Annotated in this window: 26 protein-coding genes; 25 read left to right on the forward strand and 1 reads right to left on the reverse strand. The window is 33.6% G+C overall.

Features of this window, described 5'->3' with window-relative positions:
- The 8 genes from secY (at window position 1) to rplQ (ending at window position 4,843) form a co-directional block, all read left to right on the forward strand.
- Window positions 1-1,380 carry a preprotein translocase subunit SecY gene (secY, locus tag ACZZZA_RS06725; protein ID WP_463430404.1) on the forward strand — a complete coding sequence of 460 codons (1,380 nt, stop codon included), beginning with the start codon at window positions 1-3 and terminating at the stop codon, window positions 1,378-1,380.
- Window positions 1,381-1,383: 3 nt separating this feature from the next.
- Window positions 1,384-1,599 (forward strand): translation initiation factor IF-1, encoded by a 216-nt coding sequence (infA, locus tag ACZZZA_RS06730; protein ID WP_027381317.1) that lies wholly within the window; start codon window positions 1,384-1,386, stop codon window positions 1,597-1,599.
- Window positions 1,600-1,761: 162 nt separating this feature from the next.
- Window positions 1,762-1,878: a 50S ribosomal protein L36 gene (rpmJ, locus tag ACZZZA_RS06735; RefSeq protein WP_007839480.1), complete on the forward strand. Its 117-nt coding sequence runs from the start codon at window positions 1,762-1,764 to the stop codon at window positions 1,876-1,878.
- Window positions 1,879-1,881: 3 nt separating this feature from the next.
- Complete coding sequence (rpsM, locus tag ACZZZA_RS06740; RefSeq protein WP_050378498.1) at window positions 1,882-2,259, forward strand: 30S ribosomal protein S13; 378 nt, start codon at window positions 1,882-1,884, stop codon at window positions 2,257-2,259.
- A 12-nt stretch (window positions 2,260-2,271) separates the two neighbouring features.
- Window positions 2,272-2,661 carry a 30S ribosomal protein S11 gene (gene rpsK, locus ACZZZA_RS06745; RefSeq protein ID WP_129535100.1) on the forward strand — a complete coding sequence of 130 codons (390 nt, stop codon included), beginning with the start codon at window positions 2,272-2,274 and terminating at the stop codon, window positions 2,659-2,661.
- Between the two features lie 19 nt (window positions 2,662-2,680).
- Window positions 2,681-3,289, forward strand: a complete 609-nt coding sequence (rpsD, locus tag ACZZZA_RS06750) for a 30S ribosomal protein S4 (protein ID WP_463430405.1) — start codon at window positions 2,681-2,683, stop codon at window positions 3,287-3,289.
- Between the two features lie 33 nt (window positions 3,290-3,322).
- Entirely contained in the window at window positions 3,323-4,318 is a 996-nt protein-coding gene (locus ACZZZA_RS06755) for a DNA-directed RNA polymerase subunit alpha (RefSeq protein ID WP_463430406.1), read from the forward strand.
- 6 nt (window positions 4,319-4,324) lie between these two features.
- A complete protein-coding gene (rplQ, locus tag ACZZZA_RS06760; protein WP_463430407.1) occupies window positions 4,325-4,843 on the forward strand; it encodes a 50S ribosomal protein L17 in 519 nt (172 codons plus the stop codon).
- 57 nt (window positions 4,844-4,900) lie between these two features.
- Here the strand turns inward: rplQ and ACZZZA_RS06765 are convergent, their stop codons facing one another.
- Complete coding sequence (locus tag ACZZZA_RS06765) at window positions 4,901-5,323, reverse strand: hypothetical protein (protein WP_463430408.1); 423 nt, start codon at window positions 5,321-5,323, stop codon at window positions 4,901-4,903.
- Between the two features lie 168 nt (window positions 5,324-5,491).
- Between ACZZZA_RS06765 and ACZZZA_RS06770 the strand changes: the two genes are divergently transcribed.
- The 17 genes from ACZZZA_RS06770 to ACZZZA_RS06850 all read left to right on the forward strand — a co-directional run bounded on the left by ACZZZA_RS06770 (window position 5,492) and on the right by ACZZZA_RS06850 (window position 22,473).
- Complete coding sequence (locus ACZZZA_RS06770; protein WP_463430409.1) at window positions 5,492-6,124, forward strand: response regulator; 633 nt, start codon at window positions 5,492-5,494, stop codon at window positions 6,122-6,124.
- Between the two features lie 6 nt (window positions 6,125-6,130).
- Window positions 6,131-6,844 (forward strand): hypothetical protein, encoded by a 714-nt coding sequence (locus tag ACZZZA_RS06775; protein WP_463430410.1) that lies wholly within the window; start codon window positions 6,131-6,133, stop codon window positions 6,842-6,844.
- Between the two features lie 672 nt (window positions 6,845-7,516).
- On the forward strand, window positions 7,517-8,269 hold the full coding sequence (locus tag ACZZZA_RS06780; RefSeq protein ID WP_463430411.1) for a sensor histidine kinase: 753 nt from the start codon (window positions 7,517-7,519) through the stop codon (window positions 8,267-8,269).
- A 131-nt stretch (window positions 8,270-8,400) separates the two neighbouring features.
- Entirely contained in the window at window positions 8,401-8,826 is a 426-nt protein-coding gene (locus ACZZZA_RS06785) for a hypothetical protein (protein ID WP_463430412.1), read from the forward strand.
- 1 nt (window position 8,827) lies between these two features.
- Window positions 8,828-10,126, forward strand: a complete 1,299-nt coding sequence (locus tag ACZZZA_RS06790) for a hypothetical protein (protein WP_463430413.1) — start codon at window positions 8,828-8,830, stop codon at window positions 10,124-10,126.
- A 213-nt stretch (window positions 10,127-10,339) separates the two neighbouring features.
- Complete coding sequence (gene eno, locus ACZZZA_RS06795; RefSeq protein ID WP_463430414.1) at window positions 10,340-11,632, forward strand: phosphopyruvate hydratase; 1,293 nt, start codon at window positions 10,340-10,342, stop codon at window positions 11,630-11,632.
- An 81-nt stretch (window positions 11,633-11,713) separates the two neighbouring features.
- The gene (locus ACZZZA_RS06800; RefSeq protein ID WP_463430415.1) at window positions 11,714-13,000 is read left to right on the forward strand and encodes a citrate synthase; all 1,287 of its coding nucleotides are present in this window, start codon (window positions 11,714-11,716) and stop codon (window positions 12,998-13,000) included.
- Window positions 13,001-13,666: 666 nt separating this feature from the next.
- Window positions 13,667-14,581, forward strand: coding sequence for a dimethylarginine dimethylaminohydrolase family protein (locus tag ACZZZA_RS06805; protein ID WP_463430416.1), 915 nt, complete (start codon window positions 13,667-13,669; stop codon window positions 14,579-14,581).
- 96 nt (window positions 14,582-14,677) lie between these two features.
- Window positions 14,678-15,070 carry a four helix bundle protein gene (locus ACZZZA_RS06810; protein WP_463430417.1) on the forward strand — a complete coding sequence of 131 codons (393 nt, stop codon included), beginning with the start codon at window positions 14,678-14,680 and terminating at the stop codon, window positions 15,068-15,070.
- A gap of 98 nt (window positions 15,071-15,168) precedes the next feature.
- Window positions 15,169-16,092, forward strand: coding sequence for a citrulline utilization hydrolase CtlX (gene ctlX, locus ACZZZA_RS06815; RefSeq protein WP_463430418.1), 924 nt, complete (start codon window positions 15,169-15,171; stop codon window positions 16,090-16,092).
- 23 nt (window positions 16,093-16,115) lie between these two features.
- A complete protein-coding gene (locus tag ACZZZA_RS06820; RefSeq protein WP_463430419.1) occupies window positions 16,116-16,475 on the forward strand; it encodes an S-adenosylmethionine decarboxylase family protein in 360 nt (119 codons plus the stop codon).
- A gap of 4 nt (window positions 16,476-16,479) precedes the next feature.
- Entirely contained in the window at window positions 16,480-17,946 is a 1,467-nt protein-coding gene (locus tag ACZZZA_RS06825) for a DUF4178 domain-containing protein (protein WP_463430420.1), read from the forward strand.
- A 3-nt stretch (window positions 17,947-17,949) separates the two neighbouring features.
- Window positions 17,950-18,144, forward strand: coding sequence for a hypothetical protein (locus ACZZZA_RS06830; RefSeq protein ID WP_463430421.1), 195 nt, complete (start codon window positions 17,950-17,952; stop codon window positions 18,142-18,144).
- Window positions 18,145-18,158: 14 nt separating this feature from the next.
- A complete protein-coding gene (locus ACZZZA_RS06835; protein ID WP_463430422.1) occupies window positions 18,159-18,374 on the forward strand; it encodes a DUF350 domain-containing protein in 216 nt (71 codons plus the stop codon).
- Complete coding sequence (locus tag ACZZZA_RS06840) at window positions 18,367-19,881, forward strand: polyamine aminopropyltransferase (protein WP_463430423.1); 1,515 nt, start codon at window positions 18,367-18,369, stop codon at window positions 19,879-19,881. Before ACZZZA_RS06835 ends, ACZZZA_RS06840 begins: the two co-directional genes overlap by 8 nt.
- Window positions 19,856-21,448: an NAD(P)-binding protein gene (locus ACZZZA_RS06845; RefSeq protein WP_463430424.1), complete on the forward strand. Its 1,593-nt coding sequence runs from the start codon at window positions 19,856-19,858 to the stop codon at window positions 21,446-21,448. The genes ACZZZA_RS06840 and ACZZZA_RS06845 overlap by 26 nt, the downstream gene beginning before the upstream one ends.
- Entirely contained in the window at window positions 21,445-22,473 is a 1,029-nt protein-coding gene (locus tag ACZZZA_RS06850) for a hypothetical protein (RefSeq protein ID WP_463430425.1), read from the forward strand. The genes ACZZZA_RS06845 and ACZZZA_RS06850 overlap by 4 nt, the downstream gene beginning before the upstream one ends.
- The last annotated feature ends 4 nt before the right edge of the window (window positions 22,474-22,477 follow it).

The following is a 22,477-nucleotide window of genomic DNA, read 5'->3' on the forward strand; positions in this document are numbered from 1 at the left end:
ATGAAAGAATTTATACAAACCCTTAAGAATATCTGGAGCCTTAAAGAACTGAGAGACAAAATTCTCTTTACTTTAGGTATTATCCTTGTGTATAGATTCGCATCTTTCATCTCTTTACCTGCAATTAACCTTGCAGAAGTAGGAGATCTCTTAGAGCATTATAAAGATCAAGGCGGTAACAAGCAAGGAGCAGGTCTCCTTGGCTTGCTTTCGTCGTTCACAGGTGGGGCTTTCAGCCATGCATCTGTAATGGCGTTAGGTATCATGCCTTATATATCTGCTTCTATTATCGTTCAGTTGATGGGGATGGCAATTCCTTATCTTCAGAAACTTCAAAAAGATGGAGAGTCAGGTAGAAATACGCTGAATCAGATTACTAGATGGTTAACCATTGGAGTTTGTCTTGTACAGGCACCTTCTTATTTAACGTCTATTACTCAGTTATTTTTACCGTATGCTCAGTTCCAGTCTGCATATCTTGTAGATCCCAATTCTATTATGTTCTGGTTGCCAAGTATTGTAATCTTGGTAGGTGGTTCTGTATTTGCTATGTGGTTAGGTGAAAAAATTACCGATAAAGGTATTGGAAATGGTATTTCCATCCTTATTATGGTAGGTATTTTATCTAGATTACCAGAAGCATTTGTACAGGAAATCGCAGTACAAAACGGGAAAGGCGGAATGGGTTCTATCATGATCCTTATTGAAGTGATATTCTGGATGTTGGTTGTTCTTTTAGCAGTAGTATTATCTGTTGCGGTAAGAAAAATCCCTATTCAGTATGTAAGCAGAGCTCAAGCGAGAGGAGGTGTAAACAAAAATCTAATGCAGGGAGCAAGACAGTGGATTCCGTTGAAAGTTAATGCAGCTGGGGTTATGCCAATCATTTTTGCTCAGGCATTGATGTTTGTACCTGGTTTATTAACAAAATTTGACGAGTCTAATACCTTTCTTGCAGGTTTCAAGAATGTTTTTAGCTGGCAGTACAATGTATTGTTTGCGCTATTGATTATTATCTTTTCATTTTTCTATACCGCAATTACAATTCCGGTGAACCAAATGGCTGATGATTTAAAGAGAAACGGAGGTTTGGTACCAAAGGTAAGACCAGGTAAAGAAACAGCTGATTATTTAGATGATATTTTATCAAAAATTACCTTGCCGGGTGCAATATTTTTATCTATCTTTGCAGTCCTTCCAGCAATAGTGCATGGAAGCCTTGTTCAGACAGATGCATTCGCCTTATTTTTCGGCGGAACTTCGTTGCTAATTATGGTTGGGGTAGTATTAGATACTGTTCAACAGATTAACACTTATCTGCTGAATCATCATTATGATGGCTTAATGCAGTCTAAACTATCAAGATCGACTGGATATTAATTTATGGCAAAACAGAAACATATTGAACAGGACGGCGTTATTACGGAAGCACTTTCGAATGCGCAGTTTCGTGTAGAATTGGAAAATGGGCATATACTTATCGCTCATATTTCTGGTAAAATGAGAATGCATTATATAAAACTTTTACCTGGTGATAAGGTAAAACTTGAAATGTCTCCTTACGATTTATCAAAAGGGAGAATCACATTTAGATATTAAACAACCGCCAAATGGAATCTTCTGATCTCCGTTTGGCTATTGTTAAAAGATAAGTGCTGAATATTGAAGCTGCATGCTTCCGCTTTTCAGTAAAAAAATAAATATATTTCAAATGAAATCCAAGATTCCATTTGTCCTTATTAAAAGATTATAATATATCAAATGAAAGTTAGAGCATCAATTAAAAAAAGAAGTGCTGATTGCAAAATCGTTCGCAGAAAAGGCGTTCTATTTGTAATCAACAAGAAGAACCCAAAATTTAAACAAAGACAAGGCTAAATTATGGCGAGAATTTCAGGTATTGATTTACCAAAAAACAAAAGAGGTGTTATCGGTTTAACTTACATCTACGGAATTGGAAGAAGTACTTCTTCAGAAATCCTTAAGAACGCCGGTATCAGCGAAGACAAGAAAGTCAACGAATGGAATGACGATGAATTGGCTGCAATCAGAAATTACATCACCGAAAACATTAAAGTAGAAGGTGAGCTTAGATCTGAAGTGCAATTGAACATTAAGCGATTAATGGACATAGGATGCCAACGAGGAATACGTCACAGACTAGGACTACCTTTAAGAGGCCAGAGAACGAAAAACAACTCGAGAACCCGTAAAGGAAAGAGAAAAACAGTTGCTAACAAGAAAAAAGCAAGTAAATAATCGTTAGGAATTATGGCAAAACAAAGTAAAGTAGTTAAAAAAAGAAAAGTAAAAGTTGAGGCTATTGGTGAAGCGCATATTCAAGCTTCTTTCAATAACATCATCATTTCTTTAACAAATAAAAACGGAGAAGTTATCTCTTGGGCTTCTGCCGGTAAAATGGGGTTCAGAGGTTCTAAAAAGAACACTCCTTTTGCTGCTCAAATGGCAGCGGAAAATTGCTCAAACGTAGCTCACGAAGCTGGTTTAAGAAGAGTAAAGGTGTATGTGAAAGGTCCTGGTGCAGGTAGAGAATCTGCTATCAGAACAATTCACAATTCAGGTATCGAGGTGAGCGAAATTATTGACGTTACTCCTATGCCGCACAATGGATGTAGACCACCAAAAAGAAGAAGAGTTTAATTTTTAGAATTTACCCATTATGGCAAGATATATTGGACCTAAAACAAAGATTGCTAGAAAGTTTGGTGCTGCAATCTACGGAGATGATAAGAACTTCGAGAAAAGAAAAAACCAACCGCCGGGACAACACGGTGTTAATAAAAGAAGAGGAGCAAAAAAATCTGAATATGCTGTCCAGTTGATGGAAAAGCAAAAAGCTAAATATACTTACGGTATTTTAGAAAGACAGTTTGCTAACTTATTTGAAAAAGCACACAGAAGTAAAGGTGTAACAGGTGAAGTTTTATTACAGCTTTGCGAATCAAGATTGGATAACGTTGTATACAGATTAGGTTTTTCTAAAACCAGAGCTGGTGCTAGACAGTTGACTTCTCACAGACACATTACAGTGAATGGTGAGATTCTTAACATTCCTTCTTATTTGGTAAAAGCTGGTGATGTAATTGCTATCAGAGAAAAATCTAAGTCTCTAGAAGTGGTTGCAGATGCTTTAGCTTCTAAAGCAAACTATGAGTGGTTACAATTCAACGATGAGAAAAAGCAAGGTACTTTCGTATCTGCTCCTGAGAGAATCCAAATTCCGGAAGACATTAAGGAACAGCTTATCGTCGAACTTTACTCTAAATAATTTTTTAATCAAATTTTTGCTCAACCCAATAATATGGCAATTTTACAATTCATAAAACCCGATAAAGTAATTCTACTTAACTCTGATGAATTTAAAGGTCAATTCGAATTCAGACCTTTAGAACCAGGTTTCGGGCTTACAATCGGTAATGCTTTGAGAAGAGTGTTGCTTTCTTCTCTAGAAGGATACGCTATTTCATCTATCAAAATAGAAGGTGTAGAGCACGAATTTTCAACGATTCCAGGAGTAATTGAAGACGTTACCGAAATTATTCTTAACCTTAAGCAGGTAAGATTAAAAGCTACGGCAGAAAACCAGACTAACGAACAGGTTGTTGCTAAAGTTACCGGTCAAACTGTAATTACTGCTGGAGATTTAGGTAAATCAATCAACGGTTTTGAGATTCTTAATCCAGAATTGATGATCTGTAACCTAAACTCAGATGTAACTTTCGAAATCACGTTTAATGTAGAAAAAGGAAGAGGGTATGTACCTTCTGACCAAAACAAGTCAAACAATGCGCCTGTAGGTACCATTGCTATCGACTCTATTTTTACGCCGATCAAAAAAGTGCAGTATAGCATTGAAAATTATCGTGTAGAGCAAAAAACAGACTACGAAAAATTAGTATTAGATATTGAAACTGACGGTTCTATAAGCCCTCAGAATGCTTTAACTGAAGCTTCTAAGATATTGATTTATCACTTCATGTTGTTCTCTGATGAGAGAATCACTCTAGAAACTGAAGCTGTAAAGGCATCTATCCAATACGATGAGGAAACTCTTCACACAAGACAACTTTTAAAGTCTAAATTAGCAGATATGGATCTTTCTGTAAGAGCCCTGAACTGTCTGAAAGCGGCTGAAGTTGAAACATTGGGAGAATTGGTTTCTTACAGTAAGTCTGATTTGATGAAATTCAGAAATTTTGGTAAAAAATCTTTGACAGAACTAGAAGAATTAGTGCATTCAAAAGGTCTTAACTTCGGTTTTGACGTTGCAAAATATAAATTAGACGCTGATAATTAAATAATAATGAGACACGGTAAAAAATTCAATCACTTAGGAAGAACAGCTTCTCACAGAAGCGCGTTACTTTCTAATATGGCTTGTTCTCTGATTGAGCATAAAAGAATCAACACTACTGTAGCTAAAGCGAAAGCTTTAAGAGTATATGTTGAGCCTCTATTAACAAAAGCAAAAGAAGATACTACACACAACAGAAGAATTGTTTTTTCATATCTTCAAAGTAAAGAAGCGGTTGCTGAATTATTCAGAACTGTAGCTCCGAAAATCGCTGAAAGAAATGGTGGTTATACGAGAATCATCAAGACTGGTTTCAGACCTGGTGATGCTGCAGATACTGCTCTTATCGAGTTAGTTGATTTCAATGAGCTTTATAATCCTAATGCTGAGGAGAAGAAGACGACAAGAAGAAGTAGAAGATCTGCTTCTACTGCAAAAGTAGCTGTTGAAGCTACAGCAGTAGAAGAAAAAGTTGAAGAGCCTAAGGCAGAAACAACTGATTCTACTGAAGAAAAGGCTGGTGAATAATATTCATTCAGAAATAAATAAAAAAGACCGTTCAGATTTCTGAGCGGTCTTTTTTATTTAGATTTTAGTCTTTACGAGTTCAATGATATTATCACCCTGATGAATGATTAAGCTATCGCCTTTCACTGTTGCCTTCATATCATCTTTTTCATAAAGTGTTTCATTGGTTTTAGCCTCAGTTTTGTCTAATACAAATGTTTTATTATTATTGATGATCGTTACATTTCTATTTTCAGGTTCGTAATCAAAAACAACCTTTACTAAAGTACCATCTGTTGCCTTATAAACATAATCTGTTTTGATGGTCTTCTTCCCATTTACATTAATATTGTAAGCAATTGTAGAATCTGTTTTTCCATCATCAGCAAGAATTACTTGTTCAGCATTTTCGCTTTTTATAACTCCTTTGTTCCCTTCTTTTTTGCAGCTAGCTAATGATAATGCGACAAAAGACGTTCCAAGTAAAAGTAAAGTTTTCATTAAGTTTATTTTTAAATTAAATTAATATTCTATTTGTAGAATTTTCATTAAATTTAGTAAAAACAAAAAGTAAAACAATAACCTGAACTCAAATTTCAATTATTACACAAAAGTGTAATTGTATATTCTTTGTTTTCTGTTGAAATTTGTCTTAACGATATCAATAACATGAGCATTTCCATAGCCATAGTAGAAGACGAAAAAAACTACAACAATGCGTTGAAGAAAGTGATCGATTACCAAACTGACATGAAGGTGATTGCACAGTTCTTTGCCGGAAATGAGGCTCTCAAAAATTTGTCTCATATTTCTCCAGACGTAGTGATGATGGATATACAGCTTCAGGATATGCTGGGAATTGATATTATCATAAAGTTGAAAAAAGAAATGCCCACCACACAGTTTATCATGTGTACCAGCTTTGAGAATGACGAGATGATCTTCAACTCTCTAAAAGCCGGCGCTATGGGATATCTTATCAAGGGCGAAAGCATGGACAAAATTCTATCATCAATCCGTGACGTTTATAACGGAGGTGCACCAATGAGTTTTTCAATTGCAAGAAGAGTTTTAACTCATTTTGAAAGAAAAACAATTGAGGTGAAAGACTTTGAAGAGCTTACAAAAAGGGAAACAGAAATTGTAGAACTTTTGTCTCAAGGACTTTTATACAAAGAAATTGCAGATAAAATATGTGTAAGCATTGATACCGTAAAAAAACACGTCGGAAATATATACAGAAAGCTTCAGGTCAATAATAAAGTGGAAGCTATCAATAAATTTAACCATTTTAAAAACTAAAAAACTATGAAAAGCACAACAGAACTATTACAAATCGATGAGAAATTTCTAAATAAAAGGTTCACCGAAGAACAATTAAAATGTACTCATGAAAAGGCAAGAATGATCCTGAATATTAATAATGATTTTAAAATTAATCGTCAGTCATTTAAGGATCTTGAAATTAATTATCAATATTTACATTTTTTATTTATTGATAAAAGGTCGGTTACAGGTGTTTCAATTTCTACTAATTTTGGAAATGACCTTTATTTTTTAATGATTACTTGTGATGCATATAGTTTAAATAATATTGATTATGACAATTGTGCGGTTTATATTGTAGACGATAATTATATAATTCAACCGTATACTTTTGATGCTAATATATATGAGCAGATAAGAGATCATTTTAGTATGTATGTAGGACAAGAGATCAGATCAAACTCTTCAATAAATGATATTACAGAATACATAACTTTTAATAAATCTGTAGTAGATCAATTTAGGATAAATATGTCTTTACATAATGATATGACTGTTAAAATAATATTGATCCACAGTGATTGCAGTTATAAAAATAGTCATAATAATAATAATAATAATAATAATAATAATAATCAAGATGTCTCAGATTACCTTTCAGATCCTGAAAATCAAAATAGAATTTCTCTTGCTTTTCAACAAAATCCAATTGGAGGCAACACTGGTTTCTACGACATAGGAAATATGCAGCCGTAATGTATTCCGAATTTCAGTTAGCTTATCTCATCGTTCTATTTCTTGTCACTTCTTTTTCTGTATTTTTATATCTAAAGAAAAGAATGAAGCAGGAACTCTTGTACGTTTACTTAACTGTAAGCTTTCTTCTTGATTTCGTGATGTTCATTCTTCAGATATTGTATGAGAATACAGCTCAATTTGGTTTTTTATACAATATTTACATTCTTTTTTGCGCATTATTTTTTCTGATTTATTTTAATAGAAATCAAAGCAGAAATTTAAAAATATTGAACAAATTGATTTTTTCCGGCTTTCTATTCATTTTTTCATCAACCATTTTTGTTAATTTTCTTGAAATCAATCAGGTAATAGGTATGTCATTCTCCTTTCTATACATTCTTTATAGCTTGATTTGGTTTTATGGTAAAATAATGTATCCGGATCAAAAAAGTATTTTAGATGATTCTAAATTTTGGGTCTCCAGCGGATTGTTGTTTTGGGGAGTGTTTTTTATTTTGAGAATTATTCCAAGATATTTATTTAGCAAAGTTGATGGGCAGTTGCTGATTGTGTCTCAATCATTTTTCTTCTGTGTAAATATTATTTTCTATTCATTATTATTTGTTTCTCTGTTAAAATATAAGAAAAAATTAAATGGATAATATCAATGAAATTAAAATTACATATGTTATGATCACAATTGTAATGATGTTCTTCGTGGCGTTCATTATTTTTGTGGTAGTAATTTATAATAGAAAGCAGCTTTTATATCTTAAAGAGCAACAACTTCAAGAGTCAGAATATCAAAATCTGCTCCTCCAAAAAGAGCTCGAAAAACAAAAATCTATAGAGCTGGAGCGTGAACGTATTTCTCATGATATGCACGATGATCTCGGAGCAGGAATTTCAGCTTTAAAACTTCAGGCAGAATTTCTCAAACAGAAAGCAGAAGATGAAGATTTGAAAACAGATATTGATGAACTTCTGAAAACCTCCGAGGAAATGAATATTTCTATGCGTGAAATGCTTTGGAGCTTAAATTCTGGAAACGATACCTTTGAAAGTTTTATTGAATATGCTAAAATTTACGCAGAAAGCTTTTTGAAAAAGACATCAATTAATTTGAGTTTTGAAAATAATAAGATCAATAATTCTGTTGTACCGATCTCTACAGAACTGAGAAGAAATATGTTTTTATGTCTTAAAGAATCTCTCAACAATGCATATAAGTACTCGGGTGCAGATCAACTAAAAATTTCGTTCTCATTAGAAAAGGAATATTTGATTATGGAAATATTAGATAACGGTAAAGGATTTAATATTGAGAATGCATCAGGAAACGGTCTCAGAAATATGGAAAGAAGAATGAAAGAATCATCCGGACAATTTGAGATTTCATCTACAGAAAAAGGAACTTCTATTTTTTTCAAGATTACTATATAATCTCTTTAAAATTTTTATAAAAAGCAGCATCATAAAATGATGCTGCTTTTTTTGTAATAATCACCCTTTTGGGTAATTGATTCAGGTTGTTATTAATTGGAAATTTGAAGTACAAACTTTAATTAATAACCATGAAAAAACTTAATGAAATTACAGCAACAATTGGAACAAAGAAATTCATGAACGATCGTTTAGAATCTTTAAAGACAGATAATATTTCAGGTAATGTACTTGATACAATGTATGTGTGTGCGGATAATTCTGAAGATGTTACTATATCTGTTACGATTACAGGAAATGTTATACATGGAGATACATTTACAGAATTAAATGGAATAGATATAGACAGCAGTAAAGTATCTTTTCTAATTGGTAATAATCAGGAAATTAAAGGAAAAAAATTAATACTTAATAAATCTGTAAGTGGCAATGAAGGAGAAGTATGTGTGCTGACTGTTTACTTAAAAGGAGGATATAAAAATATACCCTTTCATCTTACTACAAAGGTTAATAGCTCAGGAACTCTATATTTTTTTGTAACCTTAAAATTTATATAAAATGAAACCAGCTAAAAAATTATTAATAATCATTTGTAGTGCTCATTTTTTTGTTCATTTTTTTGCTCAAAGCGAAACAAAAGAATCAATCGTTAATACGGATGTTTTAAAAGTACCTGCTTCACCTGCATCCAATCTTTTAAATATTGCAAGTAGTGAGATTAATAGGCCTACAGATGTGGCAAATTTAATGATAAACCTGAAAAACCTTCCTTTAAACTTTATAAATAATGGTGGTTTTGCAATTGATATTGCTCCGTATTGGATTTTTCCAAGTAAAGAGAAAGATAAGTCAATAAATAGTATGTTGAAAAAGAAGGATAGTATTAAATATGCTATTCCTCAAACATTTGTTTTTTCATTCGCTGTAAGAAATACTGATAATTCACAAGAAGAACAAATTCCTGTAAATTCTATTTTTACAGCAGTCGGGTTTAAATTTTCAATAAAAAGAGGAAATCCGGATTCGGAAACTATATCTAACTTTAATAAAACAAAAATACTATTGAATCAGAGTAAAAAAGAATTGAGAGAAATTGATAATATAGTTAAAAATAGCGTAAAATATAAAGAATTTGCTTCTGATGGAGACAAGCTGCTTGAAGCTATAACCAGAAAAAAGTATCCTAACAAAAACTTTTTCCAACTTTCTGCTGCTCAAAAATATGAAATTTTATATGATCCAACATATAAATCGTGGGAAAACGTGTTTCGTTTATGGACAGAACAAGAAATAAACCGTTTAGTCTATGAAGATAGTGAAACGCTCAAAGTAATTGCGGAAGAAATAAAAAATATAAATTTCAAAATTAATCGTACAGGTTTTCTTTGGGATTTTGCAGGAGGAACAAGCCTCCAATTCAAAGAAAAAAGATTCAACAATTCTAGAATTTACAATGCGGGTTTATGGACAGTTTTAGGGTATGCATTTGAAAAATCGGGAACGCCACTATTACTTGTCCGATATATGTATAATCCAAAAAGTGATTGGATGACAACGGAAGATTTTAAACCCGAGGGTAATTTTTCAACTTTTGATACAGGTATAAAATATGAATACTCACCCAAAGATTCAAAGTTCACAGGTAGTTTTGAAGGATTATACCGAAGTTTTATTTCCGGTTCAGATTTAAAACCTACTTGGAAATGTGTTCTCAATTTAGACTATGCCATATTTCCAAACCAACATCTTACGCTTTCATTAGGAAAAGATTTTGATAACAATATTATTAAAAATGGAAATGTTATCGCCGGACTTACTTTCCTGAGTGGTATTGGAACTAAGAGAAAAATTCAGTAAAATCAGTTTCTTGTAAAGAAGTGCTGAGATTAACAACTTAGAATTAATTCTTCAAAACTTTTAAGTTTTGAAGAATTTTCCGATTAAAGACAAAAATTAGTAAACCTCAAATATTAACTAAAATTTAACTCTCAAATCTTCAATTTAAAGTCTCTGTGTAACGAAACAACTTATTTTTTAATTAAATTTGTCTAAACTATTAAATAAACAAAAATGAGTTACATTTCTTACATAGAAGCGAGACAGATTTTAGATTCGAGAGGGAATCCTACAGTAGAAGTTGATGTATTTACAGAAAGTGGTGCGATGGGTCGTGCTGCAGTGCCTTCCGGAGCATCTACCGGAGAACATGAAGCCGTAGAATTGCGTGATGGCGGTTCTGAATGGATGGGGAAAGGAGTTTCTAAAGCTGTAGAAAATGTAAGAGAAGTAATTGCTCCAGAATTAGTAGGTCTACCTGTTTTTGATCAGAATCTTTTAGATCAGATCATGATCGATTTAGACGGAACTAAGAATAAAGGAAACATAGGTGCCAATGCAATTTTAGGAGTTTCACTGGCTGCTGCGAAAGCTGCTGCTGCAGAACTGAAAATGCCTTTGTACAAATATATCGGTGGTGTTAATGCAAATACACTTCCTGTTCCGATGATGAACGTTATCAATGGTGGTTCTCACTCAGATGCACCGATTGCTTTTCAGGAATTTATGGTAATGCCGGTAAAAGCAGATTCTTTCTCTCATGCGTTGAGAAAAGGAACTGAAATTTTCCATCATTTAAAAGCGATTCTTCATTCAAGAGGTTTGTCAACCGCTGTAGGTGACGAAGGTGGTTTTGCGCCAACTTTCAAAGGAACTGAAGATGCTCTGGATACTTTACTTCAGGCTATTGAAAAAGCTGGTTACAAGCCGGGTGATGATGTAATGATCGCATTAGATTGTGCAGCTTCAGAATTCTACAAAGACGGAGTTTACGATTACAGAAAATTCCAGACTCCTGATGCGGCTCAGTTCACAAGCAGTGAGCAGGTTTCTTATTTGGCTGAACTGGCAAATAAATATCCGATTATCTCTATCGAAGATGGTATGCAGGAAAACGACTGGGAAGGTTGGAAAATGTTAACCGATAAAATTGGTGACAGAGTACAATTAGTAGGTGATGATTTATTTGTTACCAATGTTGAGAGACTAAAAAGAGGAGTTGACGAAGGTATTGCCAATTCAATTTTGGTTAAAGTAAACCAAATCGGTTCTCTTTCTGAAACGATGGCAGCTGTACAAATGGCTCAGCACAACAAGTTTACATCAGTAATGTCTCACAGATCTGGTGAAACTGAAGATTCTACAATCGCAGATTTAGCAGTTGCTATGAATTGCGGTCAGATTAAAACTGGCTCTGCTTCAAGATCAGACAGAATGGCGAAGTATAACCAATTGTTGAGAATTGAAGAAGCTTTGGGAGAAACAGCATATTTCCCAGGATTGGATGCTTTCAAAATAAACAGATAAATTAAATAAAAAAAACAGCAAACTTTTTTGGTATTGCTGTTTTTTGTGTATTTTTAAGAAATTTAAATAAAATATTATATAATGTCAGACAACAAAGTTATATTGAATTATGACGGTAATTCGTATGAATATCCTATCGTAGATAGTACAATCGGAGACAGAGGAATAGATATTTCAAAATTAAGAGATCAAACCGGTCTTATTACCTTAGATTTAGGGTACAAAAACACAGGTGCTACACTTAGTGAGATTACTTATCTGGATGGTGATAAAGGAGAATTGTTCTACAGAGGTTATCCTATCGAGCAAATTGCTGAGAAGTCAAACTTCACAGAAGTAATGTATCTTTTGTTACACGGGGATTTACCTACAGCAGATCAGTTCAATACCTTCAACGGTAATATCAAAAAATATAACTTCGTAGCAGAAGAGATGAAAAAAATCATCGATGCTTTCCCTCGTTCTGCTCATCCAATGGGAGTTTTATCTTCTCTTACTTCTGCATTAACTGCTTTTAATCCTAAAGCTGTTAATGTAAACTCAAAAGAAGAAATGGATCTTGCTGCAGAATTGCTGATTGCAAAATTTGCTCATCTTGCTGCATGGACGTACAGAAAAACTCTTGGTTTACCATTAAACCACGGAGATAACAACCTGAACTATGTAGAAAATTTCTACAAAATGTCTTTCAGACAGCCAAACGCTGATTTCGAGATCAATCCGGTTGTCGTACAGGCTTTAGATAAATTATTGATTCTTCATGCTGACCACGAGCAAAACTGTTCTACATCTACTGTAAGAATGGTAGGTTCTGCTCACACAGGTCTTTTTGCTTCTGTATCTGCGGGTATTTCTGCACTTTGGGGTCCTCTTCACGGAGGTGCAAACCAGGCAGTTATCGAAATGCTTGAATTGATCGAAAAAGATGGTGGTGATGTTAATAAATGGGTTGAAAAAGCGAAAGATAAAAACGACAGTTTCCGTTTGATGGGCTTCGGACACAGAGTATACAAAAACTTCGATCCAAGAGCAAAAATCATCAAAAAAGCTGCTGACGATTTGTTAATCGCATTAGGAATTGAAGACAAAGCACTTGATATTGCAATGCAGTTAGAAAAAGTAGCTCTTGAAGACGAATATTTCATCGAAAGAAAATTATATCCAAACGTAGATTTCTATTCTGGAATTATTTACAGAGCGCTGGGAATTCCTACAGAAATGTTTACCGTAATGTTCGCATTAGGAAGACTTCCGGGATGGATCGCTCAGTGGAAAGAAATGAGATTAAAAGGAGATCCTATCGGAAGACCAAGACAGGTATACCAAGGAGCTCAAAAAAGAGATTACATTGATATTTCAAACAGATAATATTATTTTCTCAAATAAATTTAAAATCCCAAAGTTTTTGCTTTGGGATTTTTTGTAAAATATATTTGGAAATTTTACGCTTTACGAATGCAATTTTTGTAGCGAAACAAATCCTTCAACTGAGCTCCGTAGGAGCGAAATGTTTGTAGCAAAAAATCTAGTTTATTTTCAGCTCCGTAGGAGCGAAATGTTTGTAGAAAGAAGAGCCCTTATAAGCTGAGCTCCGTAGGAGCGGAATGTTTGTATCAGAAAAGATATCATTAATCAATCAGCTAATTGATGCTGTCCACTCTATAATTTATATTTGAATCAAAAATTATTCAAAAGATGAACCTAATACGATGTTTTGGTCATTCAAAATTGCTTATTTCTAAAAATTCTTAATTAATAATCATTTAAAATAAATTAAAACTGTAAACTGTAATTTTCAATTTAAAGATAATATCATTTGATTTCAATATCCATCCCTTATTTCTATCTGAAAAAGAGAAATTAAACAGATAGAATTTGAATATTTTGACAAGATTTCAAACCAATATTGTAGGCATAAATTCCATGCATTTTATTCAATATTAAATTTTTGACTTCAATGCCGTTTCATTATATTTGTTGCTCATGCTATGTAAAGGATGCTTTATTTAAAGCCAATACATCAGAAGAATTTTTATGAAACTAAATATCAAAAACGAAACCGGGAGATTAAAATCTGTGGTTTTGGGTCAGCCTAATTCGATGGGTCCAGATCCTACTTTAGAAGAAAGTTATGATGCGAAGTCATACCATTCCATTCAGCACAATATTTATCCGAAAGAAAAAGATATCATTAATGAAATGGAAGCTTTTGAAAAAGTGCTGAAAAAATATGATGTAGAAGTCTTGCGACCAAGCATTATCAAAGATTATAATCAGGTATTTGCGAGAGATGTTTCGTTTGTCATTGAAGATAAAATGATCATTTCTAACGTTATTGCAGACCGTGCTGATGAGCAAGATGCTTATCGTTCAATTTTCGAAAAAGTAAAATGGCGAGATATTATCAATCTTCCCGACACGGCTCATATTGAAGGTGGAGACGTCATCGTTTGGAATGACTTTATTTTCATAGGAACTTGTTTTTCACAAGATTACAGGAATTATAAAACAGCCCGCACCAATGAATATGCGATTGAAATCTTGAAAGAATATTTTCCCAAGAAACGAATTCTCGATTTTGAATTGAAAAAAAACGACAGAGAACCTTATCAGGGGATTTTGCATTTAGATTGTACCTTCAACCCCATTGGTACTGATAAATGTATTGTTTACAAGAACGGTTTTGTTGACGAAAGTGATTACAATTTAATCATCGATATTTTCGGAGAAGAAAATTGTTTCCATGTTACAGATGAAGAAATGTTTGAAATGTTCCCGAATATTTTTTCAATTTCTCCGGAAGTTGTCGTTTCAGACAGTTCGTTTACAAGAATGAATAATCACTTGAGAAACGAATGGGGAATGACCGTGGAAGAAATTCCATACAGAGAAATTTCTAAAATGGGAGGACTTTTACGTTGCTCTACGATGCCGTTGGTGAGAGAGTAATAATGTTTTAGAGTCGGAGTGTTTGAGTTTTTGTGAATTTTATGACTTCTGATTGAAATATTATTGATTTTTTTTATTTTAGTTAAAAATACAAAGATGTCAACAATTAAATTTCATCAAGATTTAAAAGTTTATCAAAAGTCATTTGATACAGCAATGGAAATCTATGAACTTTCGAAGAAATTTCCTGTAGAAGAACGTTATTCGCTTACAGATCAAATTAGAAGATCATCCAGATCAGTTTCAGCCAATATCAGCGAAGCTTGGGGCAAAAGAAAATATGAAAAATATTTTGTAGCAAAATTAACCGATTCTGAAGGTGAAGCGAGAGAAACTCAAATATGGCTGCAGTTTTTATCAGCCTGTAAATACATAAACGAAGAACAATTTAATAATCTAAATAATCAGTATAATCAAATAATAGGGATGTTGGTAAACATGATGAATCAGTCAAAAAGTTGGTGTTCATTCACTCATCATGAGAAATAGGTTTTAGATGTAAAATATGTAATAGTTAAGTTAATAATTTTTATTTTCAGACACTTAACCCTCTAACTCTCCCAATCAAAAACCCTCCTACTCAAACTATGCAGACAACAGATACAGTACTAATGATAGAGCCGATTGCATTCGGGTACAATGCAGAAACGGCAAAGAATAATTACTTTCAGATAGAGCAAAAAGGTGCAAATATTCAATCTAAAGCTTTGGCAGAATTCAAAATTTTTGTTGAAAAACTGAAAAGTAAAGGTATTAATGTAATTACAATAAAAGATACCATCGATCCGCACACACCAGATTCTATTTTCCCAAACAACTGGGTAAGTTTTCATAATGACGGAAAAGTAGTTTTATATCCTATGTTTGCTTCTAACAGAAGAGTTGAACGAAGAGAAGATATTATCGAAACTATAAAAAATCAGGGTTTTGAAGTTGCTGAAATAGATGACTGGTCTTTACCGGAAATTCAGGGGCACTTTTTAGAAGGAACAGGAAGCATGATCTTCGATCACGATAATAAAATTGCTTATGGTTCGGTTTCTTTAAGATTGGATGAAAATTTATTCAGAGAATTTTGTGATAAATATGGTTTTATGCCGGTAGTTTTTCATTCTTTTCAGACAGTCGGTGAAGAAAGACTTCCGATTTATCATACAAATGTCATGATGTGTGTTGCCGATCAGTTTGTTGTTATTTGCCTTGACTGTATCGATAACGAACTTGAAAGAAGTAAAGTTATCGAAACCATTAAAAATTCTGGAAAAGAAATCATAGAAATTTCGGAAGAACAAATGCAGCAGTTTGCAGGAAATATGCTTCAGGTTAAGAATAAAGATGGTGAAAGGTTTCTTGTAATGAGCCAAACCGCTTATCAGTCCTTACACCCGGAGCAAGTTTCAAATATTGAAAAATACTGTGAAATTATCTATTCAGATTTAAACACCATTGAAGTCAACGGTGGTGGAAGTGCACGTTGCATGTTGGCAGAAGTTTTCTTACCGAAAAAATAATATATTTGTAAAAAATTATTTCATTGCAACCATTATCAAATAAAGGTTTACATATTCTTCTAACTTTGGAAACAGAGTTAGAAGCTTTGTTATTAGACAGCATCCAGTTTTTAGAATATATCCATTCTATTTTAGAACAAAAGCATGTGGAAGTGGTTGGTGTCACCAATCATATTTTTGAGAACCAAAGTTTTACTTCGGCTGTCTGTCTCAAAGAATCACACCTTACGATTCATACATGGCCAGAGTTTAAGCAGTTAACTTTCGACGTCTTTCTCTGCAATTATACTCAGGATAACACAGAAAAAGTAGAGCAGATCGCAAATGAAGTTGTGAGGTATTTTAGTGCTAAAATTATTCAGGAACACAAGATTTACAGATAACACGATGCAATATATTTGTCCGGTTTGTAAGAAAGAAAATAAAATAGCGATCACATTCTCTATTGAAGAGTACGTGTGTCAACACTGTGCTAATCTTATTGATGTTGAGCAGAATATCTCCAAAAAAATCGTAAAAAAGCCAACAGAACATGTTGTTTTGGAAATCGGTCAAAAAGGAATACTGCAGGATGTAGAATTTACAGTCATATCAATCATTATCCGCAAATACGGAACTGATATTTTTTGGAGAGAATATACTTTGAAAGATGCTTCAGGAAATGATCTCTTTCTCAGCGAAAGCGATGGACATTGGGTTTTGTTGGAACTTATTCCTGCTCAAAAGTTTGTAAGTATAACTAAATCTTTAGGAGAATACAACGGAAAAAAATACAGATGGTACGAGACTACTCAATGCTATATTCATGCTGCCGCAGGTTTTTTCGAAGATAATTTATATTTTAGAATTGCCACTTACAAAGAATTTGTAAACGGAACGGATATGATTTCTCGTGAAGAGTCAGGAAGCAAGCCAGAATATTTTAGTGGAAAACATATTTCAAAACACGAAATCAAGAAAGCCTTTAAAATTCAGAATCTTCCTAAATATTCGGGAATCGGAATTGTACAGCCCTATTATGTAGACATGAAACAGGCAATCAATATTTTGTGTATTGCTGCACTTTTTATTTGTCTGGTTCAAACGTATGTGTATGTTTCCAGAACCAATGATACGGTATTTCAGGAAAAAATTCAATTCAAAAACGTTACCGATAAAGAGCTCCTTTCTAAAAGTTTTACACTTTCGGGAGGTTCTGCACCTTTAAAAATAGATGTGCATGCTGATGTTGATAATTCCTGGGCAAATGTTCAGTTGAGTCTTGTGAATGAAAACACCAACGAGTCAATGTATGTATCAAAAGATATAGAAAAATATTCTGGTGTAGAAGGAGGAGAAAGCTGGAGTGAAGGCAGTGACAGTGAAGATTTTAATATTTGCGGTGTAGCACCCGGAAAATACCACTTCGTTCTATCAGCTGAAAAGCAGCCGCCAGTAGAAACTTTTTCGTCCAACACGTTATCTTCGGATAATGGAGTAACGATCTCCAGAGAAGCATCAGGAATTATCAATGTGATCAACAATACCACTAAAGAAACTCTTTCCTTTGGTGACGTAAAAACATTGGAAACAGACTCGAGCGATACAGGAAAATTGATCAGGATGAGTTTTCCGAATAAAAACTTAGATTCTCTTCTGAATATAAATTCTGTAATTCAGACTCCTGCTTTAAGCGCAATATCTGACGAAAGTTCGGTAGATGTAAAAGCAACATGGCTTCCTGTCTCGTTCTGGAATTTTTGGATCATCATTCTTTTAATGGTACTGATATATGTTATCTGCTATGTCGGAAGATATTATTTCAATGTTTCAAAATGGAAAAACAGTTCAAACTCACCTTATCCACAATCATAAATTATGAATGCAGTTTTTACATACTTTAAAAATAATTGGTTTCTGTTGATGACAGGAAGTTTGTTTGTAGGCTGGTTTGTTTATCTTACTTTTGAAGGAAATCAGCTTTGCGACTGCGAAAAAACAGAAACTTACAGAGACGGCACAGCAAGAAGACATTCTACAGGCGTGGGTTACTACAGATATTATCACAAATAAAAAATCATACAATCATGGAAAATATAAACTTCTTACCGGTTATCAATTCAGTTATTTATTCATTTTTAGGCATCGCAATACTATTGGTTTGCTATGTGATTATAGAAAAACTGACGCCTGAAAAAACATGGCATGAGATTGCTCAGAATAAAAATATTGCACTGGCTATCATCTTCGGATCGTTTATCATAGGGATTTCTATTATCATCGGTTCGGCAGTTCATGGATAAAAAAAAACTGTCTTTAGAACTGCTTTTGCTTTCATCGGTTTTTGTCATTGCAACGTGCGGATTGGTTTACGAATTGGTTGCAGGAGCATTGGCAAGTTATCTTTTGGGAGATTCTGTGAAGCAGTTTTCCTTTATCATCGGGGTGTATCTTTTTTCGATGGGAGTAGGTTCTTATCTGGCCAAATTTATCAAAGGGAGTTTAATAGATAAGTTTATTGAGATTGAAATTCTCGTAGGAATCGTTGGCGGGATAAGTTCTGTCGTGCTTTTTCTGCTCTTTAATACAGTGGGGCATTTTGAATGGGCACTGTATACTTTTGTTTTCGCAACGGGATGTTTAGTAGGGCTTGAAATTCCTTTACTGATGAATATTTTGCAGGATAAAGTTCAGTTTAAAGATTTAGTTTCCAATGTTTTTGCTTTTGATTATGTAGGAGCTTTATTAGCTTCTATTCTTTTTCCGCTCATCCTGATTCCGAATCTGGGGATCATTAAAACACCTTTGTTTTTCGGATTAATTAATATTTCTATTGCCATTTTTTTGTGCTTTTATCTTCAACGAGATTTAAAAAAACCTTTATCATTAAAAATAAAATCGATTGGAGCATTTATTCTACTCTTGGTTTTATTCATATTTTCAGATAAGATCTTATCCTTTTCAGAAGAAAAATTATATGGTGAAAATGTGGTTTACGCAAAAAATTCACCTTACCAGAGAATTGTCTTAACGAGAAACGCCAAAGAATTCAGATTATATTTAAATAACAATCTGCAGTTTTCATCAACCGATGAATACCGTTATCACGAAGCTTTGGTACATCCTGCAATGTCGATGGCAAAGAAAATTGATCAGGTTTTGATTCTCGGTGGTGGTGACGGTTTTGCCGCTCGTGAAGTTTTAAAATATAAAGATGTTAAAAATATCACATTGGTAGATTTGGATGGAGAAATGACCAATTTCTTTAAAACTAACGAAACGATGCGTCAGCTGAACCAAAATTCTCTTTCTGATAAAAAAGTCAAGGTTATTAATAAAGACGCCTATATTTGGATCAAAGAAAACAAGTCAAAATTTGATGTCATTATTATTGATTTTCCAGATCCTTCCAATTACAGTTTAGGAAAATTATATTCTCTTCAGTTCTATCACGAGCTTGAAAAAGTGACCACAACCGATACAAAGATGGTCGTTCAGACTACTTCACCGTATTTTGCGCCAAAATCTTTTTGGTGTATAGAAAAAACAATACATGAGGTTTTTCCTTTCACCAGTGCCTATCACACTTACGTTCCTTCCTTTGGCGAATGGGGATTTTCGATGGCATCTTTTGAGCCGATTAACAATAAGGTTTACAGAAAAATTCCGGATCTTAAATTTTATGATTACAATTTTTCTCAGATGTCTTATTTCACCAAAGACATGAAAGCAGATTCTGTAGAGGTCAATCGATTAGATAATCAAATATTAGTACGTTATTTTGATGAAGAGTGGGGGAAAGTACAGTAGAAAAGATTTCCTTAAAACAATCTTTTTAGGCAGTCTGATGCTGCCTTTTTTGGAGTATTGTGAGAAAAAAGGTAAATCTTTGTTGCTGAAAATTACCGGAACCAATCATATTTTGGGTCACCAGCTTTGGGCGAAAGATTTCCCTCCTTTTTCGGAAGAGATTCATGTCAAATATCTAATTGTCGGAGGCGGTATTTCCGGGCTTTCGGCATGTCGTTTTTTAGATCAGAACAATCAGGAAGATTTTCTTTTGCTCGAAATGGAAAATCATCTCGGAGGAAATTCTTCAAACGGACAAAACAAATTTTCTAAATTTCCTTTAGGAGCGCATTACTTACCTTTACCCAACAAAGAAAATGCAGAAATCATTGATTTTCTGAAAGAAAGTAAAATTTGTCTCGGAGAAGATGAAAAAGACGAACCGATTTTAGACGAGTATCAAATGACTTTTCCGCAGCAGGAAAGATTGTTTTTCAAAAATTCGTGGCAGAATGATGTAGTCCCGCAAAAAGGAATTTCTCAGGAAGTTCAAGATGAGCTTGATCGATTTTTTACTTTAATGAATCAGTTTCGTCTACAAAAAGATTCTCAGGAAAAATACTGGTTTGCAATTCCTGTTCAGGATTCCAGCAGAGAAGATGAGGTTCTACAGTTAGAGAAAATCATTTTTAAAGATTGGCTGCAGCAGAAAAATTTTAAGTCTGAAGAATTGCTTTGGTTATTAGACTATTCCTGCAGAGATGATTACGGATTAGGAATTGATTACGTTTCTGCATGGGCAGGAATTCACTATTTTGCAGGAAGAAAAAACAATTGGAGTACAAAATACAAAGATCAGGTTTTCACATGGCCTGAAGGAAATGCAAGATTGACAAAACATTTTTCAAAATATATTCAAAACAAAAATTTAACACAGCATTTGGTTTTTGAAGTTACCATAAAAGATGATAACGTTGAGGTTTTAAGCTTCGATAATATTCAGAAAAAGACCAAGAAAATTATTGCAGAAAAAGTGCTTTTTGCTACCCCGCAATTTGTGAATGAAAGAATATTTAAAAACAGAAATATAAAATCTTTCCATTATGGTCCGTGGCTTCTAACCACCATTACATTGAAAAACGAATTCGGTGGTGATGAAGAACTTGCCTGGGATAATGTGATTTACGGTTCAGAAGGTTTGGGGTATATTTACGATCAGCATCAGAATATCAATCAGATTTTGGGCGAAAAAGTAATTACCTATTACAAAAGTTTTTCTTCCGGTGACTGTCGAAAGGCAAGAAAGAAACTGTATTCCATGAAGGAAGATCAGCTAAAAAACATGGTTTTAGAAGACCTGAAGATAGCACATCCTTTGATTGAAGATTTTATTGTTGAAATGGAATTTCATAAAATGGGTCATGCAATGATTGCACCGGTTCCCAATCAAATCTTTGGTAAAGAAACTGCAAAAGCACAAGAACCGATTGATGGGAAAATATTTTTCGCTCACACTGATTTATCCGGGATTTCAATTTTTGAAGAAGCCTTTTATCAGGGAATCAGAGCTGCAAAACAGATGATATGAAGCAACCTTGGATACATAACGCAAAAACAGACAGCTGGCTGATTCTTTCTCCTCCTTTTTTGATCTTGGCGGTTATTTTTCTTTTCCAGAAACAAATCCAGAATCTTGAAAACCAATATTCTTTCTACACATGGCTGTTCCTGATTGTGTTTATAGATGTTGCTCATGTATATTCAACTTTATTTAAAACGTATTTCGTAAAATCTGAAGTTCAGAGAAAACCTCTTTTGTATTACGGAATTCCTGTTATAAGCTGGGTTTTGGGATTGATTTTATATCAATTCGGAAGTTTGACGTTTTGGTCTGTTCTGGCTTTGGTTGCGGTATTTCATTTCATTCGTCAGCAATATGGTTTTATGCGGATTTATGCCCGGTTTGAACCCAATATATGGAGTAAGAGAATAGATAAAATAGCCATTTATTCGGCTACCCTATATCCGATGCTGTATTGGTTTAAAACACCCAGAGCTTTCACATGGTTTGTTGAAAATGAGTTTAATTGGTTTAAAAATCTTCCTGATTACATTGGTTTTATTTCAATTTTATATTGTATCATTCTGGCAATCTGGATTATTAAAACGGTTGTTGAATTTTCAAAAACTAAACAACTGAATATTCCCAAAGTTTCTATTATTGTTGGAACTTATCTTTCATGGTATTTCGGGATTGTCTATTTCAACAATGATCTGGTTTTCACTTTTCTCAATGTCATTTCACACGGAATTCCTTATGTTGCTTTGGTTTACATCAGAGAAATTAAACAGAAAGAAAGTCATCAACTGAATCAACTGTCTGTTTTCAAATCCACATTCGGAATCGTTCTGTTTATTGCTGTGATTTTAGGGTTTGCTTTTTTTGAAGAATTTTTATGGGAAATATTCATCTGGAGAGAACATTTTTCGTGGGATTTTAAACTCTCAGAATTTTGGTTCCCTTTTTTGGTTCCGCTACTCGTGGTTCCTCAACTGACACATTATTTACTGGATGGATTTATCTGGCGTAACCCAAAGCAAAAGATTAAATGATCTT

Source organism: Chryseobacterium sp. AC405b (assembly GCF_979258685.1).

Bases quoted from the DNA above. Each gene is read 5' to 3' on its own strand.
- secY (WP_463430404.1), top strand. From the start codon at position 1: ATGAAAGAATTTATACAAACCCTTAAGAATATCTGGAGCCTTAAAGAA.
- infA (WP_027381317.1), top strand. From the start codon at position 1,384: ATGGCAAAACAGAAACATATTGAACAGGACGGCGTTATTACGGAAGCA.
- rpmJ (WP_007839480.1), top strand. From the start codon at position 1,762: ATGAAAGTTAGAGCATCAATTAAAAAAAGAAGTGCTGATTGCAAAATC.
- rpsM (WP_050378498.1), top strand. From the start codon at position 1,882: ATGGCGAGAATTTCAGGTATTGATTTACCAAAAAACAAAAGAGGTGTT.
- rpsK (WP_129535100.1), top strand. From the start codon at position 2,272: ATGGCAAAACAAAGTAAAGTAGTTAAAAAAAGAAAAGTAAAAGTTGAG.
- rpsD (WP_463430405.1), top strand. From the start codon at position 2,681: ATGGCAAGATATATTGGACCTAAAACAAAGATTGCTAGAAAGTTTGGT.
- ACZZZA_RS06755 (WP_463430406.1), top strand. From the start codon at position 3,323: ATGGCAATTTTACAATTCATAAAACCCGATAAAGTAATTCTACTTAAC.
- rplQ (WP_463430407.1), top strand. From the start codon at position 4,325: ATGAGACACGGTAAAAAATTCAATCACTTAGGAAGAACAGCTTCTCAC.
- ACZZZA_RS06765 (WP_463430408.1), bottom strand. From the start codon at position 5,323: ATGAAAACTTTACTTTTACTTGGAACGTCTTTTGTCGCATTATCATTA.
- ACZZZA_RS06770 (WP_463430409.1), top strand. From the start codon at position 5,492: ATGAGCATTTCCATAGCCATAGTAGAAGACGAAAAAAACTACAACAAT.
- ACZZZA_RS06775 (WP_463430410.1), top strand. From the start codon at position 6,131: ATGAAAAGCACAACAGAACTATTACAAATCGATGAGAAATTTCTAAAT.
- ACZZZA_RS06780 (WP_463430411.1), top strand. From the start codon at position 7,517: ATGATCACAATTGTAATGATGTTCTTCGTGGCGTTCATTATTTTTGTG.
- ACZZZA_RS06785 (WP_463430412.1), top strand. From the start codon at position 8,401: ATGAAAAAACTTAATGAAATTACAGCAACAATTGGAACAAAGAAATTC.
- ACZZZA_RS06790 (WP_463430413.1), top strand. From the start codon at position 8,828: ATGAAACCAGCTAAAAAATTATTAATAATCATTTGTAGTGCTCATTTT.
- eno (WP_463430414.1), top strand. From the start codon at position 10,340: ATGAGTTACATTTCTTACATAGAAGCGAGACAGATTTTAGATTCGAGA.
- ACZZZA_RS06800 (WP_463430415.1), top strand. From the start codon at position 11,714: ATGTCAGACAACAAAGTTATATTGAATTATGACGGTAATTCGTATGAA.
- ACZZZA_RS06805 (WP_463430416.1), top strand. From the start codon at position 13,667: ATGAAACTAAATATCAAAAACGAAACCGGGAGATTAAAATCTGTGGTT.
- ACZZZA_RS06810 (WP_463430417.1), top strand. From the start codon at position 14,678: ATGTCAACAATTAAATTTCATCAAGATTTAAAAGTTTATCAAAAGTCA.
- ctlX (WP_463430418.1), top strand. From the start codon at position 15,169: ATGCAGACAACAGATACAGTACTAATGATAGAGCCGATTGCATTCGGG.
- ACZZZA_RS06825 (WP_463430420.1), top strand. From the start codon at position 16,480: ATGCAATATATTTGTCCGGTTTGTAAGAAAGAAAATAAAATAGCGATC.
- ACZZZA_RS06830 (WP_463430421.1), top strand. From the start codon at position 17,950: ATGAATGCAGTTTTTACATACTTTAAAAATAATTGGTTTCTGTTGATG.
- ACZZZA_RS06835 (WP_463430422.1), top strand. From the start codon at position 18,159: ATGGAAAATATAAACTTCTTACCGGTTATCAATTCAGTTATTTATTCA.
- ACZZZA_RS06840 (WP_463430423.1), top strand. From the start codon at position 18,367: ATGGATAAAAAAAAACTGTCTTTAGAACTGCTTTTGCTTTCATCGGTT.
- ACZZZA_RS06845 (WP_463430424.1), top strand. From the start codon at position 19,856: ATGAAGAGTGGGGGAAAGTACAGTAGAAAAGATTTCCTTAAAACAATC.
- ACZZZA_RS06850 (WP_463430425.1), top strand. From the start codon at position 21,445: ATGAAGCAACCTTGGATACATAACGCAAAAACAGACAGCTGGCTGATT.